The sequence below is a fragment of the Nostoc sp. genome, from assembly GCF_036917455.1.
In the GTDB taxonomy this organism is placed as follows: Bacteria; Cyanobacteriota; Cyanobacteriia; order Cyanobacteriales; family Nostocaceae; genus Nostoc.
The window spans coordinates 1-15,197 of the sequence record NZ_JBALDK010000045.1 but is presented as its reverse complement, the minus strand read 5'-3'; the positions used below and the strand labels follow the sequence as shown (position 1 = coordinate 15,197).

The following is a 15,197-nucleotide window of genomic DNA, read 5'->3' as shown; positions in this document are numbered from 1 at the left end:
CCTTAAATTAGTAATTGATAGAAACTTTCTATTTTTTATATTTATGAGTATATATATGCCTAAAATTACTGTCTGCGTTCCTACTTTTAATCGTGTTCATCTTCTTCCTTACGCCATTGACAGTGTACTGAATCAGTCGGAGCAAGACTTTGAGCTAATTGTTTGTGATGACGGTTCTAGGGATGGTACACCTGAGCTGATGTCACAGTACACAGACAAACGGATTAAATATATCCGTCATCAGCAAAATATTGGTAAAAGTAATAATATGCGCTCTGGTTTTGATGCTGCCATTGGTGAATATTTTATTAAATTTGATGATGACGATCGGCTAACACCCAATTTTCTGGCAAATACCGCATCTATTCTTACTCAACACTATAACATTGATTTTGTTGGTACAGACCATTGGATAATTGATATTAACAATGTCCGGGATGAGGCAAAAACTCAAGAAAATTCTGATCGCTGGGGTAGAAATAATTTACCAGCAGGTATTGTAGATAATTTATTGGAAGTTATATTTATTCAGCAAAGCTTTCAAGTTGGGGCGACATTATTTCGCCGTAAAACCTTGCAAGAATTAGGATATATGCAGCCAAATATGCAAAATTGTGAAGACAATGATTTATTTGTACGTCTAGCCTTGGCTGGGAAAAAGGGTTATTATTTACCAGAATTATTGATGGAATATCGCACTCATGCAGAGCAGCAAGGTATTAATCGAGCCATTCCTTATTTATTTGATAAGATGCGGTATTTAGAAAGTTATAAATTTGATTCTGAAAAAATAGAGACAATCAGAAAAACTCGTCTCACTGAAACGCAATTATTATTAGGTTTGCGCTTAATTGAAAAAGGTGAAACGCAAAAAGGTAGAAAGCTAGTTTTGGCGGGACAGTCTTTTTCAACTCCTAAAGCTTGGACTGGTTTAGGATTATCGTTGTTACCAGTTGGGTTGCGAGGTAAGGCGTTTAATGCACTGCGACAGGTGCGGGGTTAAGCAATGAGAATGTGTTAGTGCAGAATCGCGAAATTATGCAGAGTTTTACACTGCATTAATGTACTTTACTAATTTCTTTAATCAATTATTTTCTAACCACCGATCAACTATTTCGAGCATTTTTTCAATACTTATGGCTTTAACCATCCCTTTACCACGCGGTATTTTAACCCTTTCTACTACATCATTCAATGATTGAAATTGTTTCTTATTGCGCTCATTTTCTACTATTTCTGCTATCTGAGAAGCTTTTTTTTGATTAAAACCAGCATCTTGTAATTTTGAGATAATTTTAACTTGACTAAGTGTTTTAAAAACTTCTATTGGTTCAGTCTTATCAGCCATCTGCTTTTTAAGCTCTTTAATTTCATTTATTAACTTTGCATTAGTAGTTGATTGCTCTAATATTTGCTTTGTTATCTTTTCAAAACGTGATTCCAAATTTATTAAAAATTGTTCTATATCTTTTGAGTTGAAAGATGTTTTTTCTGAATAATCAGCTTTTTGTTGTCTAAATAATTGAACTTGCTTAGTTAAAGTCTCCTCATTTTCAGACTCAATAATAAATACTCCGATCATTTCTCCTTTACGAATATCTATTTCTTTAGCTCTAGCCGCAGCATAATACTCAAAGTCCCCATCTACTACTTCAAAAGATTGCAAACTTGTTCTGCGGACTACAATAGGATTAATAACACCTTCGGATTCTAAAATTAACTGAGCAGCTTGTTCTAGCTCATCATCTGAAAAACTTGAACGAGGCTTGCTGGAAGTAATTTTCTTGACAGCAACAAGTGAAGTAGATAGTTTCATTAATCTAACCCTATTTTTTGTAAAACTTCTATTGCTAATAACTCAAATTCTTGCGCGGCAATTGAATCTGGCTTAAAATCAAGTACAGATATGGGATCAGCTATCTCTATATCTCCTATAATCAGAGATTTTTCAGCACATTTTGCTAGATCATCTCTATCATAAATTACTGTATCCATTACTTCAAGATTATACCGTTTTGGAATTGCTTCTAGTCTTTTAGGTAAAGTATGTTTTACAAATTGATTATTAGTAGATATCTTACAAGGAAGGACACCTAAAGTTTCAATAGGAGTTTTTCTAATTTGTTTTCTAAATGTATTAATACCTTTTATGAATTCTTTAACGTTTGTTAATCCTTGGTTTGCAAAAGGTTTTAGATCCGATGGAATAATAAGATAATCAGAAGTAATCAAAGCAATTCTCGCATAAAGATTGAGTGATGGTGGAGTATCTATAAGGACAACATCATATTTATCTTTTACATATTCTAATTTATCAATAAGTACCAGTCTACTCCCATCAAGATCATTTAATTCAGTTTCATATTTCATCAAATTGATGTGTGCAGGAACAACATCAATCTCAGGATTACAGAACTTAGATTTTCTGGCTACTTCTGAAATAGGATAAAGTTCTTCAGATTGCAATACTTGAAGAAGATTAGACTCCTTAATATCATCAAATTCTTCATCATCAAATTTTACTAATCCTGTAGCAAATGTAGTATTAGCTTGACTATCAAAATCAATTACTAAAACTCTTTTACCCTTCTTGCTAATAGCAGCAGCTAGATTAACTACAGTAGTTGTCTTACCTACGCCGCCTTTATTATGGTAAACCGCAATTATTTTCATTGAATGTTCCCTTCTTGTTTCAAAATTGGAATTATTTGTAGTTATTTGAACTTTTGGCTTATTTACTAACTGTCCTTCTTTCAGACTCTCTCTTCCAATTAAATTTTTAATATTTTCTAATTCCGTCTCAACTTCTTTCCCAGAGCATTGAAATACTAACTGAATGTCAGTCTGTAATTTTTGATAAATTCTAATCTCTTTCCCATTAGTCAATAATCCATACCTAACATGCAAACTGGTTAAATAATGTCTAAGTCTGGAGACATGATTATTTAAGTTTTGTTTGGGATGCTTTGCCTCCATAACCACACTCAAGGGTGAGTTGGCATCTAAAACAAAGGGAATCACCTGTGCGGCAAATGCCAAAAAATCTAAGCGGATGCTACCAATGGCAACTTCTTGATGCCAGGTGTCAGGAGTATAACCTAGCTGCGGTAGCAAATATTGCACTATGAGTTTGCTTTCAACTTCGCTTTCGTTACGGCATAGCTCAGGATTAAAAGGCAATATTTTTCTACCTCTAAATAATTATTGGACTTGGGACTAAACCTGATATTTGCTAGATTATGGCATAGCCTTAATTATGTTAAGTGATATAAATCACCTATAAAATCTCAAAAATCATCATAAAATTAGTACTTCTGCTGATAAAGTAACCAATTTTGAAAGCTAGCTATATTTAAAATTAACAGGCTACGTATGATAGTTGGCTTAGGCTTTTCTTTGGGTAAGCTAGCTTTGGAGTTTAATGGTGAGAACGCCTGTTGTGAACTGCACTCAGATTGGTCAAAAGCTAGTTTTTTCAGCATTTATAGCTCTTTATTAGCCTTTTGGGTTCGCTGCTGGTATAGGGGACAGAAGATACTGATTACATTTTGGGAGTGCGATCGCGTGAGTCTGTATGCTGGATCTGAAAGCGTCACCTTTACTACATTATAGAATACGTTGCACTCTTGATGATGTGCTTTATTCTACAGACAGATGGTATTGCATTGAAATAAGTAATTTAACTTAAGTGCTTAATCGTACTTATCTGACTGCTGAAACACTTCTAGCGTAAAGGAGCGAAGATGAGGCGTGTTGCTGTCAGGAGCGATCGCAGTAATCTAGTATACCAAGGTTGTGATGCCGGGGTTTGTTTAAATGTAGCAACCGACATCAGTTTTTGTCGCAGAATGGAATCCATCCACAGGCTCATATTTTAATGAGCGATCGCTGCTTTCGCTATACAGAACGTTTTTAAAGTCTCTCTTTTAGCAGTCGGAATCTAAATCCAAATTAGGTGTACTGATAATAAAGCGAAAGGAGGAATTTTCAATGCCTCAGACTCAAAAACAAGGAAAACCAACAGATAGTCAGCCGACCTCAACGATCCACAGCGTACATTGAGTGCAATGTATTAATCCAGAGATTTTTTAAAGATAAGTTTGTTTGGGTAAAGCTGCGCTTCAGATAAAAGATGAATCTAATGATAAACAAAATAATTAGACATGTAGAAGATTTCCGACGGCGAAGTTAGAGCTATTAGGCTTTCTTAATCCTTTGTATTGAGAAGAAAAAATTATGCGACACATACATTTAGCTAATTAACATTTTGTTTCATGCTAAAAGGCGATCATCTACTTAAATACTTAAACTGTTTACTCACAAATCCAGTATTAGTTATCGTACTAATGCTCACAGCATTGACGAGTGGTTGTCAAAAAAACGATCCGGCAGCGAATGCTCAAGGCCCGCCACCATTGCCGGTGAAACTTCAGAAAATTGACGCAGGCACAATCGAAGAAAGTTCTGTGTTTGTCGGATCGTTGGAAGCGCAGCAAAAAGTCACGCTACAGCCCCAAACTCAAGGACGAATCGAATCGATTCTCGTGTCGAGTGGTCAGCGAGTGCAGCAAGGTACGGCGATCGCATCCTTGAGTTTAGATCAGACTCAGGCTAATGTTGCGAGTTCCATCGCTGCGGCTAGTTCAGCGCAAGCAGCATTAGGAACGGCTCAAGCAGAGCAACAACAAGCCGAAGCCCAGCGCACCAAATCAGCCGCAAATGTTCAGCTGCAACGGACACAATTCAATCGTAACCAACAGTTAGTCAACGAAGGAGCCATAGCCAGACAAGAGTTAGACATTGCCAGAAATAATTTACAAGCGGCAAATGCAGACTTGCAAGCCACAAATAAACAAGTTGCTGCATCAGGTGCAGCCGGCAAGCACAGGCAAATGTGCGCCAAGCCCAAGCTAGCACGGCTGCCTCACAAGTCAACCTTAATTTCAAACGAGTGGTCGCACCGATTACTGGCGTAGTCGGTTACTTTCCAGTCAAGATTGGAGATTATGTCAACACTGGACAAACCATTACCACAATCACTCAAAACGATTCGCTGGATCTCAATCTTTCTGTACCCTCAAATCGATTGAATCAACTGCGAACCGGATTGCCCGTTGAGTTGATCGATCCCACCACGCAGAAATTGATTGGCAACGGCGCGATCAACTCCATTTCTCCCTCAGTCAGTTCCGATCAGCAGTCAATTTTGAGCAAGGCACGCTTTGCAAATTCACAAGGACGACTGCGTGATGGGCAATACGTTCGAGCTCGGGTGATTTGGAATCGACAACCAGGTATCTTAATTCCCACCGCCGCAATTTCTCGCGTTGCTGGACAAAGTTTTGTGTTTGTCACCGAAAACAAAACCGTAAACGGCAAACAGCAGCAAATTGTGCATCAGCGTTTAGTGCGTCTTGGTGACATCCAAGGCACAAACTATCAAGTCCTCTCAGGACTTAAATCCGGCGAAACGATCGTGACTGCTGGCATTCTCAAACTTAGAGAAGGCGCACCAATTCAACCGCAATCCTAAATCCAGGACATCTGAATAATGTCGATCGCCAACACCTTCATCAAACGCCCGGTATTAACTACCGTTTGTACCCTAGTGATTCTGATTTTGGGGGGAGTGTGTATTCCGCTACTGCCGCTCAATTACTTGCCAGATATTGCGCCGATTCGCGTTCAAGTCTCAGCCACCTACACTGGCGCGGATGTGGAAACCGTCGAAACTGCCGTGACAACTACATTGGAGCGACAGATTAACGGCGTTGAGGGAATGCAGTATATGACCTCAAACAGTTCAGCAGGTAGTAGCCAAATTTCAGTGTATTTCGAGTCACAGACTAATAAAGATATTGACCAAGTGAACGTGCAGAATCGCATTGCCCGTGCTACACCTCGCTTGCCAACCAAGCCTATGAAGGGGGCATGACAATTCGAGAGGCAGCCTTGACCGCAGCCGAAGAACGGTTTCGACCAATTGTCATGACTTCGAGTGCGGCACTGCTGGGATTTTTCCCTCTGGTAATCGCCACCGGAGCGGGTTCTGCCTCGCGCTGGTCGTTGGGAACGGCTTTGTTTGGCGGGTTACTCGTGGCAACGATTTTAAGTTTGCTCTTTGTTCCAGTGCTGTATGTAATCATTAAGACTTTGGAAGATCGCTTCTTGAAACATAAACCTACTAATCGCTCCCAACCACCATCTCCAGATGGAAACGGGGATGGACAATCAAGAGCGATACCTTCTCCTGTTGGAGAGGCTTCTCCACGAGAGGCTGCGCCAACGCCAACGCCAACGACGAACGCTCATCAACATTCATCTGTCATTATCAGGCAAAACACTGATGAGAACAGATCCAATGATTCGAGTGATTGAAATAGGAAATAGGAAATAGGGAGTTGAGGATTGAGCACAAGAGCACCAGAAGAAAGACTGACTACAACTTATCTTTTTCACCTCTGCTCCCCTGCTCCCCTGCCCCCCTGCTCCCTCCTCCCCTGCCCAACTCTGCTTTCTATTACAAGAGATAAAGATTAAGTTACGACTTTGGGAACCTCTGAGACAATGTAGAGTATCTTCTGATTATTTAACAAATTTATAAGCATTGGAGCGAAGCAAATGAACGCTAAATTAATCGCTTTCTCTGGCTTGGTAACAGCATTTGTGGGTGCAGGAATTGGTTTTATTACTGCTAGTTTACTTCCTTGTCCTTACACCAGTCAAATGTATCAAAATTTGGAGAAAAAATACGCGATCGTTGGTGCAGTTACTGGCTTGCTGATTGGTTCTAGTCAAGAAATGATTCGAGAACTCAAGCAAGAGCGGGATGCGGAGACTTGCTGCGAGATTTCAACAAAGCTATTCACTCAACTACAGATAAAAGAAATTTATCATCACAGTTTTTTGACAAGGACTAACAGCTAGTTTAGTAGTCAGCTTGCTTAATTGACATTTAACAAATCAAAGCGATCGTGTAGGGCAAACGCATTTAATAATTTCTCCCTTATAACAATTTTTACCTCTGTTGCTAATAAAATTCAAGAATGGCTAGAATCATAGTGTTTACCTATTTGCGCTAAAGGTTTTGGCTACTGTATCTTGTCCCCATTGCCATCAACTTGTTGATAATCAAGCTATTAGTTGTCCCTATTGCCGGACTACACTCAAAGCTTACGGCCATCCCGGTATTCCATTGCACCGCGCCACTGGGGGCGGGTATCTGTGCGACACCTGCACTTATCACGCTGATGATACTTGCAATTTTCCTCAGCGTCCCTACGCTAAAGACTGTACCCTTTACCAAAATATTGAAGAGACAAAGTTAGAGTTGGAACAGCAGCGTTACACTAACAGTTTTGCAGTAACTGTGAAAAGTTGGGTAAAACGCAATCAGGCTTTGCTGTTGCTATTAGGTTTATTATTAGTCTGTTTTTTGTTTGTGATATTAAGACCTTGATTTGTTTTTTGTAGGAGTGGGGAGATGGGGGAGATAGAATAACTAATGCCCCATACCCCATTCTTCAACCTGTGGTGATTTTGGATGCTTCTGCAATAGCTTCAACTTGTATCGCTGGCGCTTTTTCTTCAAAGGCGGTTAAATCAAACCAAAAAGTTGTGCCAATGCCGACTTCACTCACGAGATGGACTTTACTACGATGTCTGTCGATGATATTTCTAACAATCGATAATCCTAAACCCGTGCCTTCTAGGGTATGAACTCGGTTTTCTACACGAAAGAAGCGTTCAAAAATTGAGTGTTGATCTTCTGTGGCGATGCCAATTCCAGTATCAGAAATTTCAATCCGCACTGGAGAAGATTGGGTGTGATTGGGCTTAAAATCTAGTTGGTAGGCGCGGATTGCCACTTTACCACCAGCTTTGGTGAATTTAAGAGCATTACCAATGAGGTTGCCAAACACTTGTACTAACAGATCGTAATTACCCATTACCAAAGGTAAATTAGCAGTAACTTCTTGAAGGAGTTCAACACCTTTATCTTTAGCATTGAGTTGGTAAGTACGCAGGGTTTGCTCGATCGCTTGAGCTAAATCTACCCCATCAAAGTTATACTGGCGACCAGATTCGAGTTTTGACAAATCTAAAACATCGTTAACTAGGCGGGTTAGGCGATCGGTTTCATGGTTCACTGTTTGCAGAAACTCTTGCCGTTCTTGTAAAGCTAAGTCTTCGCCGTAGTCGTGCAGGGTTTCAATATAAGTTTTGATGTTAAATAATGGCGTTCGTAGTTCGTGAGAAACGTTGCTGATAAATTGGCTTTTTGCATCGTTTAATTCCACCTCACGGGTTATGTCTTGGACGGTAATCGCAATGCCTTTGATGCTTTCCCTTTGCACGTTGAGTACTGTAGTTAAGAGAATGCGGATCGTCCGTGGGGTGGGTTGGTTAATAAAAATGCGGAATTCGGCACTTTCACATTCGCCTGCTGCCATTTCATATAATGGGCCACTGATTTCCATTTGTACTACTGGTGGCAAGTTATGCAACAAATTGCAGCCGACTACATCAGTCGTTTCCCAGCCAAAAATCCGCCGCGCTGTGGGGTTGACTAATATCACCTGCATGTTGTTATCAATCAATACCGCACCATCTGCGATCGTGGAAACTAGGGTTTCTAGCTTGGCTTTTTCTGCGGTCAGTTCCTCAATATTCTGTTCTTCATAGCGCTCTAATCGCTCTGCCATCTCATTAAAGCTTAAAATTAACTCTCCCAGTTCGCCCCCTAAAGGTAAATCAATGCGCTGCTTGAAATTCCCGGTAGTAATTTGCTTTACCCCTACCAGTAGTTCTTTGATTGGCTTAGTGATGGTCAAGGCGTTAATTACTCCTGCCAAAATCACCATTACCCAAATAGTGATAAAAACAGCAATGGTGACATCACGGGTAAAATTGGTGGAAATGATCGCAGTCTGATTGGGGTTGATGCCGATCGCTAATACACCTAAATATTTTTTATTAACGATCAGGGGAATAAACACATCGGTAACAACGCCGTCTGGGGTCATGTGTTGCCGCACCATCGGCTTTTCCCCATCCCCTGGATAATCTTCTGGCAGTTGTATTCGCCGTTTAATGGTAAGAGAGTTTTCTACCTCTGCATCCCAAAAAGGTATGCCAAAAAAGATTTCCCCATTTTCATCAGCGTAGAGCATATAACGCACGCTAGAGGTGCTGCTGTAGAAGCGTTGAGAAAATTGGGCAACCTCTGTGAGATTATTGTCAGCAACTAGGGGAGCAACATTGGCAGCAAGTAGCAGCCCCAAGTCACGCCCGAAGCGGGTGTCATTCATCCGCGCATCCTGCTGAATCGTATTCACAGCCCAGAAGGTCAGACCACTCATTACCAATGAAACCACCAATGTGGCTACAGCCAGCAGTTTGGTCTGGAGTGTGAATTCAGACCACCAACTTGCGATCGCATCTCGAATTGTTTTTAACAGACTTAGCATCTTAAATAAAGTTGTTAGTAGTCTTTGTTATAAAGCCCAACAACTTAAAAATTAACAGTTAATCCGACAAATATGTTAGGGCATTACTTATTCCCTCATATTCAGACTCCCAACTCCTAACTCTTAACTCTATGACCGATATCTTTACGGTAATATATCCCATCAAACTGAATATATTTGATTGCAGCGTAGGCTTGGGCGATCGCTTGCTCAAAATTTTCTCCGATTCCAGTTACATTTAATACTCGACCCCCGTCTGTCACTATTTCTTGTTGCTGGTTCAACTTTGTACCTGCATGAAATACAGTTGCTCCTGTTGCCTCTGCGTTGTCAATGCCAGTAATCACCTGACCTTTCTTATAAACTCCTGGATAACCACCTGAAGCTGCAACCACAGTAGCGGATGCTCCCCCTTTCCAAGCAATGGGCGGCAATTCACTTAATCGTTGCTGCACACAGGCTAGAATCAATTCTTCTAGGGGTGTTTCTAACAGTGGCAAAATCACCTGGGTTTCTGGATCGCCAAAGCGACAGTTAAATTCCAAAACCTTCAAGTCGCCATTGGGTGCAATCATTAACCCAGCATACAGTACACCTCGGTAGTCAATACCTTTTACTCGTAAGGTTGCGATCGCTCTTTCTAACACTTCTGTTTGAATGCGTGCCATCAATTCTGGTGTAGCGATGGGTGCTGGGCTGTATGCTCCCATCCCACCAGTATTTTCACCCGTATCGCCATCCCCAATCCGCTTATGGTCTTGAGCGGGCAGCAAGGGTCGAATTGTTAACCCATCAGTTAACGCTAAAACTGATACCTCTTGCCCAATTAAACATTCTTCAATAACAACAAATTCACCAGCACTACCAAATTGCCCCTGAAAAATTGCATCCACGGCACTTTCTGCCTGTGCAACTGTTTCGGCCACTGTTACACCCTTACCAGCCGCCAAGCCATCAGCTTTAATGACGATTGGCGCTCCCTTAGCTCTTACATAAGATTTTGCTGCTGCTGCCTCCGTAAATACCGCAGCCTGCGCCGTCGGAATTCCTGCTTCTTGCATCAGAGTTTTTGCCCAAGCTTTACTCGCTTCAATTTGCGCTCCCGCTCTGACTGGTCCAAATACCATCAATCCTTTGTCTTGGAGGTAATCGGTGATTCCCTTTGCCAAAGGTACTTCTGGCCCAACTATCACCAGAGTGATACCATTTTCCAGAGCATATTGGCTCATGCCCTCAAAATCATCTACTGCTAGAGTCAAGTTCTGGCAACGTTCTATACTTGCTGTACCTCCATTCCCCGGTACACAGACAACTTGCTCGATTTGCTTAGATTGCAACAGTTTCCATGCCAGAGCGTGTTCGCGCCCTCCATTACCTACGACTAAAACTTTCACTGAATTTCCTCGTGCGTCCCTTGCGAAACGAGAATTCCCTATTCGGCTCTCGCGGATCAATTTTTTCACCAATTATCGCACTTGTGCAAGCCCCCTCATCACTAGAAGAGGCAGGATAGGGGGAGAAAGAATTATCTATATCGGTTTTAAGTCAATTCTGTTGTTGGAATTTCAACTGCGGCTATTCTTAAGATTCAATTTTGTCAACTAGTATATTTATTCCTCTTTTTAACAGCAAAATCTCAATAAATATACTACCATGAAATGAATTATTAAGTATATCTATTTAAGTAATCTTTGTGTTTTAAACAGTACAATAATTGATTAACAAATCAAGCTTAAGTAATGACGATTATTGATTATAAGTACTAACCTGTGAATATAGAAATTTATGAAAATATCAAAAAATAGGTAACATGGCTAAAATTATCGTTACTGGAGCTGCTGGCTTTGTTGGTTCTCAACTCGTAGAGATATTGCTACAACAAGGGGAAGAAGTGATCGGGATTGATGAATTCAATGATTACTACGATCCGATGTTAAAGCGTAAGAATGTTGCACATTTATATTCCTCACCTGGCTTTACATTAATCGAAGCAGATATTCAGTTTTTAGATTGGCAGGAACTCTTAAAAGATGTTGATGTAGTTTACCATCAAGCAGCACAAGCAGGTGTCAGAGCGAGTTGGGGTAAAGCTTTTCGAGGTTACACAGAAAGAAATATTAACGCTACACAAGTTTTGCTAGAAGCAGCTAAAGATGCTAAACACCTGAAAAGATTAGTGTTTGCTTCTTCGTCAAGCGTATATGGTGATGCAGAAACATTACCCACTCATGAGGGAATTTGCCCTCAACCTGTTTCTCCTTACGGTATTACTAAGCTAGCGGCTGAAACTTTGTGCAGACTATATCATAAAAACTTTGGTGTGCCATCTGTATCATTGCGATATTTCACAGTTTATGGTCCTAAACAGCGCCCAGATATGGCATTCCATAAATTCTTTAAATCGATTTTGCAGGATGAGGCGATTCCTATTTATGGCGATGGACAGCAAACGCGGGAGTTTACGTTTGTTGGTGATGTCATCGCTGCCAATTTAGCTGCCGCTAATGCACCCGAAGCAGTGGGAGAAATCTTGAATATCGGTGGTGGTAGCAGGGTGGTTTTAGCAGAAGTCTTAGATACGATTGAAGAAATCGTTGGCAAACCAATCAAAAGAAACCACATAGAAAAAGCGATGGGAGATGCCCGTCATACTGCTGCTGATGTATCTAAAGCGCAAAAAATTCTCGGATATCAGCCAAAAGTTTCTCTAAGAGAAGGTTTGACACAAGAATGGCAGTGGATTAAGTCGTTGTATTAAAGGGCATTGCTTATTTTCTTTTGGGACTTGCAGCAGTTTTCCTTTGCATGAAGTCAGAAGCTACAGGTTTTGAGGCAGGAGGTGGGAGGTAGAAACTCTTTATAGATGCATGAGTCCTGCATTTTGTAACTTACTTGCAATCTGCTGTATACAGAAGAGATCCGCCAACTTCCGTTTTAATCATCACCCCTCCCTATCTCCACCCTAGTAAGAGTTGTTCGAGGGTGGGGACTTTTGCGATCTGTTAATAAAAGTAGGAGAGTTAACAACTAGTTGAAATCTTGTTAACCTTTATGCTTAAAATTGCACAAGAGGTTTGTTTAGCATCTACTGACAGCTAAAGTTAACCCTTTGCAGGACTCTCATAAGCCATGCTGACTGAAATTTTACCTTTCCGCTTTGAGTTAAACACGATCGCGATCGCCGGAGCGAGTTTGTGGTCATTGGCGCTATATCTAGGTTTCTCCTCAGTTAACGAATGGGTAATCAAACAACTCAACCGTTGGTTTAACTTTGCCGAGCGATCGCTCTACACCAGCCAGACAGAGTTTGAAAAGACTCGTAAAGCCAGAGAATCCCAAAACGCTTTCTATGCATCATTATTTAGCATCACGCCTTTTTTGGTAGTTGGTGCTTTATGTAACTGGGGTCTGGAAATTAGTTTAGGTGAAAGTTGGGGAATTAGTACAGGAATATTAGCTTGTATGGGCGCAGGCATTTATGAACTTGGGCGCAGGGATGGAGAATCTTCAGATTAAGTAGAAAGGCGAAGACAAAAGACTTACTGCTCTCCTATCTCCCGCTATTTCTCAACTTCTTCGCTCACAATCTGTGCTATCTTCTGGGCTGCGCCGCTTTCGCCACGAATATTACGCAGTTTAGCGCGGATATCATCCAATTTTTCTGGATGGGCTAATAAGTCTAAAACAATTTCCCCAACTTCTGGTGGTTGGAGTTTACCCATAAGTTCTGGCACTATCTCTTCTTGTGCCCAGATGTTTGGCCATGCTAATAAACCTTTGCGTCTCAATAATTTCAGGAATAACCAATTAATCACCTTAGCAAAAGGCGTACCTATTCCTGGCAGATTTGCCAACAACCCAGGTAAACCATCCCAAGAACGCATAGCATCAAGTTGCTGCGTTGGTAGTAAAACAATCATTGGTACTCCTAAAGCACCGAGTTCGGCTGTGTTTGCCCCCACTGTAGTCAAGCAGATGCAGCACTGGGATAATAATTGATATGCAGGATTTTCTTGCCACAGTTCCACAATTAAGCCCGTTGCTGTTTTGAGCAATGGTTTGCCTTTAGCCTCCTCTGGGGCAATTAAGGAAGCACCAGCAAAGCCAAAAATTTTAGCAATAGAGTTTCTTTGAGGATCGGCAAAACTAGCTAAAGTTTGCAAATCTAAAGTTGGGGCTACAGGAATCACAAATTTAGTTTGCGGTCTTTTCGCGCGAACATATTCGGCAATGCTTAAAGTTAATGGTACTCCTTGGGCTAATTTTGCCGCCTTTGATCCAGGAAGTAGACCAATAAATTCAGTTTTGAGTGATGGAGTCATAGCTGAAGGGGAATTTGCATCTAGGCTTTCCCCTGCTTCCAGCATCAAATCACCCACAACGGTGAATTTGTGAGCATATTTCTGGGGGACAGCAGCAGCAACTTTGGGTTTCATCACGCCAAAGCGATCGATCCACTTATGCCAACGGGCTGACCACTCGGCGTAAACTACTGTCCGATATCCGAGCTTTTTGCCTATGACTACGGGGAAAATTTGATCGCCACCGAGGAAAACTACTACACCGCTACTTCTCCAATCCCAATTATCAAAAGTTTTACCCCAAAACAAAAATTGCCAAAAATGCTCTGCTCCTTGTACTCTATCTACTTCTGGGTAGGAAAGTGCGATCGCAGCTTCTTTACCACTAGCATTTGAGCAAGGCGATAAGACTACACTGATCCTAACTTGATTTCGGTCATCGCCGAATTTTTGTCGCAACGCCTTTACTACTGGACGCACCCAGGTTGTAACCTCACCTGGGCCATTTGATAAAATGAGAATATCTACTTGAGTCATTAGTTAATGGTCAAGAGTCAGGGGTACATTAGTCAAGAGACAAATACCCATGTTCTGTCACTCTCCGGGAGGGCGATCGCTAGAAGCCTCATGAGGCAATCAATACAAGCTATACTATTAGAAAAAAATGGCTCTTGTATTTGTTATTAGATAATAATCGCGTGATACCTTGCTATACAAAAGCTCTAAAATTCAGAAATGGCAAATGTTTTTGGAGAGTGACAGAACTGGGTTATGTCGAAGTAATACGCCGTACAGAAAAAGAATTTGAGGTTTTACCAAGCCTTGGGTAGTAGAAAGAACTTTTGGTTGATTAATCAGTAGCCTCGTCTCAGTAAAGATTACGAACGTCTCCCAGAAATGAGTGAAGCGACAATAGCTGTTATGACTCGTATCATGCTGCACCGTCTGTAGTCTAAAGATTTACTTTACAAATGATTTCTTCATTCACACGCAGGCAAATTTTAGCCACTTCGCTTTTACCTCACCCTCCTCACTCCTGTTGCTTAAATCATTCAGTTGAAAGTAATACCAGTCAAGCGATTTGCCCTTTTAGAAAAAATATAACTTTCCCCCTTGACAAACCAGGGATGACTAGTTATTCTAGTTAAGTGGGCAAGCGAGAGACGCTAACCACCACTGAACCTGAAAAACATAATACTTTGAAAGCTTAAAGAAAAAACCAATCCTCGTCAACAAGATTTACTTTTGGGATTTCCCAAAAAGATAATCAAAATTTAGTAACTAGGATTCCGGGAAATATTTTTTTTCGGAGCCACAAACTCGAAACACAACAAAACGGAGAGTTTGATCCTGGCTCAGGATGAACGCTGGCGGTATGCTTAACACATGCAAGTCGAACGGTGCTTTCGGGCACAGTGGCGGACGG

At 41.0% G+C, this 15,197-nt stretch carries 16 protein-coding genes, 1 rRNA gene and 1 pseudogene; 12 read left to right on the top strand and 6 right to left on the bottom strand.

Annotated features, from left to right (window positions below; all coding sequences use genetic code 11):
* Positions 1 to 55: 55 nt before the first annotated feature.
* Positions 56 to 1,003, top strand: coding sequence for a glycosyltransferase family 2 protein (locus V7K42_RS04965; RefSeq protein WP_334914087.1), 948 nt, complete (start codon positions 56 to 58; stop codon positions 1,001 to 1,003).
* A gap of 81 nt (positions 1,004 to 1,084) precedes the next feature.
* On the opposite strand, the gene V7K42_RS04960 is transcribed toward V7K42_RS04965, so the two are convergent.
* Together V7K42_RS04960 and V7K42_RS04955 are read right to left on the bottom strand one after the other, a co-directional pair.
* Positions 1,085 to 1,816, bottom strand: a complete 732-nt coding sequence (locus V7K42_RS04960) for a ParB N-terminal domain-containing protein (protein ID WP_334914085.1) — start codon at positions 1,814 to 1,816, stop codon at positions 1,085 to 1,087.
* Entirely contained in the window at positions 1,816 to 3,180 is a 1,365-nt protein-coding gene (locus tag V7K42_RS04955; protein WP_334914083.1) for an AAA family ATPase, read from the bottom strand. Before V7K42_RS04955 ends, V7K42_RS04960 begins: the two co-directional genes overlap by 1 nt.
* Before the next feature lie 192 nt (positions 3,181 to 3,372).
* On the opposite strand from V7K42_RS04955, the gene V7K42_RS04950 reads away from it, so the two are divergent.
* A complete protein-coding gene (locus tag V7K42_RS04950; RefSeq protein WP_334914082.1) occupies positions 3,373 to 3,612 on the top strand; it encodes a hypothetical protein in 240 nt (79 codons plus the stop codon).
* Between the two features lie 112 nt (positions 3,613 to 3,724).
* On the opposite strand, the gene V7K42_RS04945 is transcribed toward V7K42_RS04950, so the two are convergent.
* Positions 3,725 to 3,859, bottom strand: a complete 135-nt coding sequence (locus tag V7K42_RS04945) for a hypothetical protein (protein ID WP_334914080.1) — start codon at positions 3,857 to 3,859, stop codon at positions 3,725 to 3,727.
* Between the two features lie 487 nt (positions 3,860 to 4,346).
* Between V7K42_RS04945 and V7K42_RS04940 the strand changes: the two genes are divergently transcribed.
* From V7K42_RS04940 to V7K42_RS04915, 6 genes are all read left to right on the top strand, one after another.
* A complete protein-coding gene (locus V7K42_RS04940) occupies positions 4,347 to 4,976 on the top strand; it encodes an efflux RND transporter periplasmic adaptor subunit (protein WP_334914078.1) in 630 nt (209 codons plus the stop codon).
* Positions 4,895 to 5,533, top strand: coding sequence for an efflux RND transporter periplasmic adaptor subunit (locus tag V7K42_RS04935; protein ID WP_334914076.1), 639 nt, complete (start codon positions 4,895 to 4,897; stop codon positions 5,531 to 5,533). The genes V7K42_RS04940 and V7K42_RS04935 overlap by 82 nt, the downstream gene beginning before the upstream one ends.
* Positions 5,534 to 5,551: 18 nt before the next feature.
* Positions 5,552 to 5,935: an efflux RND transporter permease subunit gene (locus tag V7K42_RS04930; RefSeq protein WP_334914074.1), complete on the top strand. Its 384-nt coding sequence runs from the start codon at positions 5,552 to 5,554 to the stop codon at positions 5,933 to 5,935.
* Positions 5,932 to 6,378 (top strand): efflux RND transporter permease subunit, encoded by a 447-nt coding sequence (locus V7K42_RS04925; RefSeq protein WP_334914072.1) that lies wholly within the window; start codon positions 5,932 to 5,934, stop codon positions 6,376 to 6,378. The genes V7K42_RS04930 and V7K42_RS04925 overlap by 4 nt, the downstream gene beginning before the upstream one ends.
* Positions 6,379 to 6,621: 243 nt before the next feature.
* Positions 6,622 to 6,927, top strand: coding sequence for a hypothetical protein (locus tag V7K42_RS04920; protein WP_334914070.1), 306 nt, complete (start codon positions 6,622 to 6,624; stop codon positions 6,925 to 6,927).
* 160 nt (positions 6,928 to 7,087) lie between these two features.
* A complete protein-coding gene (locus V7K42_RS04915) occupies positions 7,088 to 7,459 on the top strand; it encodes a zinc ribbon domain-containing protein (RefSeq protein WP_334914068.1) in 372 nt (123 codons plus the stop codon).
* Positions 7,460 to 7,523: 64 nt separating this feature from the next.
* Here the strand turns inward: V7K42_RS04915 and nblS are convergent, their stop codons facing one another.
* Positions 7,524 to 9,470: a two-component system sensor histidine kinase NblS gene (nblS, locus tag V7K42_RS04910; RefSeq protein ID WP_334914066.1), complete on the bottom strand. Its 1,947-nt coding sequence runs from the start codon at positions 9,468 to 9,470 to the stop codon at positions 7,524 to 7,526.
* A 116-nt stretch (positions 9,471 to 9,586) separates the two neighbouring features.
* The gene (gene purD / locus V7K42_RS04905; protein WP_334914064.1) at positions 9,587 to 10,864 is read right to left on the bottom strand and encodes a phosphoribosylamine--glycine ligase; all 1,278 of its coding nucleotides are present in this window, start codon (positions 10,862 to 10,864) and stop codon (positions 9,587 to 9,589) included.
* A 416-nt stretch (positions 10,865 to 11,280) separates the two neighbouring features.
* Between purD and V7K42_RS04900 the strand changes: the two genes are divergently transcribed.
* Positions 11,281 to 12,228 carry an NAD-dependent epimerase/dehydratase family protein gene (locus V7K42_RS04900; protein ID WP_334914062.1) on the top strand — a complete coding sequence of 316 codons (948 nt, stop codon included), beginning with the start codon at positions 11,281 to 11,283 and terminating at the stop codon, positions 12,226 to 12,228.
* A 371-nt stretch (positions 12,229 to 12,599) separates the two neighbouring features.
* Complete coding sequence (locus V7K42_RS04895) at positions 12,600 to 12,986, top strand: hypothetical protein (RefSeq protein WP_334914060.1); 387 nt, start codon at positions 12,600 to 12,602, stop codon at positions 12,984 to 12,986.
* A 44-nt stretch (positions 12,987 to 13,030) separates the two neighbouring features.
* On the opposite strand, the gene V7K42_RS04890 is transcribed toward V7K42_RS04895, so the two are convergent.
* Positions 13,031 to 14,308, bottom strand: a complete 1,278-nt coding sequence (locus V7K42_RS04890; protein ID WP_334914058.1) for a lipid-A-disaccharide synthase — start codon at positions 14,306 to 14,308, stop codon at positions 13,031 to 13,033.
* Between the two features lie 233 nt (positions 14,309 to 14,541).
* Here V7K42_RS04890 and V7K42_RS04885 point away from each other — a divergent pair.
* Both V7K42_RS04885 and V7K42_RS04880 read left to right on the top strand, forming a co-directional pair.
* Positions 14,542 to 14,722: pseudogene (locus tag V7K42_RS04885) on the top strand (transposase); the annotation flags it as partial.
* Between the two features lie 381 nt (positions 14,723 to 15,103).
* Positions 15,104 to 15,197, top strand: a 16S ribosomal RNA gene (locus tag V7K42_RS04880); the annotation flags it as partial.

Coding starts and splice junctions, on each gene's coding strand:
- V7K42_RS04940 (WP_334914078.1), top strand. CDS start 4,347: ATGCTCACAGCATTGACGAGTGGTTGTCAAAAAAACGATCCGGCAGCG.
- nblS (WP_334914066.1), bottom strand. CDS start 9,470: ATGCTAAGTCTGTTAAAAACAATTCGAGATGCGATCGCAAGTTGGTGG.
- V7K42_RS04920 (WP_334914070.1), top strand. CDS start 6,622: ATGAACGCTAAATTAATCGCTTTCTCTGGCTTGGTAACAGCATTTGTG.
- V7K42_RS04900 (WP_334914062.1), top strand. CDS start 11,281: ATGGCTAAAATTATCGTTACTGGAGCTGCTGGCTTTGTTGGTTCTCAA.
- V7K42_RS04895 (WP_334914060.1), top strand. CDS start 12,600: ATGCTGACTGAAATTTTACCTTTCCGCTTTGAGTTAAACACGATCGCG.
- V7K42_RS04945 (WP_334914080.1), bottom strand. CDS start 3,859: ATGGATTCCATTCTGCGACAAAAACTGATGTCGGTTGCTACATTTAAA.
- V7K42_RS04960 (WP_334914085.1), bottom strand. CDS start 1,816: ATGAAACTATCTACTTCACTTGTTGCTGTCAAGAAAATTACTTCCAGC.
- V7K42_RS04965 (WP_334914087.1), top strand. CDS start 56: ATGCCTAAAATTACTGTCTGCGTTCCTACTTTTAATCGTGTTCATCTT.
- V7K42_RS04930 (WP_334914074.1), top strand. CDS start 5,552: ATGTCGATCGCCAACACCTTCATCAAACGCCCGGTATTAACTACCGTT.
- V7K42_RS04890 (WP_334914058.1), bottom strand. CDS start 14,308: ATGACTCAAGTAGATATTCTCATTTTATCAAATGGCCCAGGTGAGGTT.
- V7K42_RS04925 (WP_334914072.1), top strand. CDS start 5,932: ATGACAATTCGAGAGGCAGCCTTGACCGCAGCCGAAGAACGGTTTCGA.
- V7K42_RS04950 (WP_334914082.1), top strand. CDS start 3,373: ATGATAGTTGGCTTAGGCTTTTCTTTGGGTAAGCTAGCTTTGGAGTTT.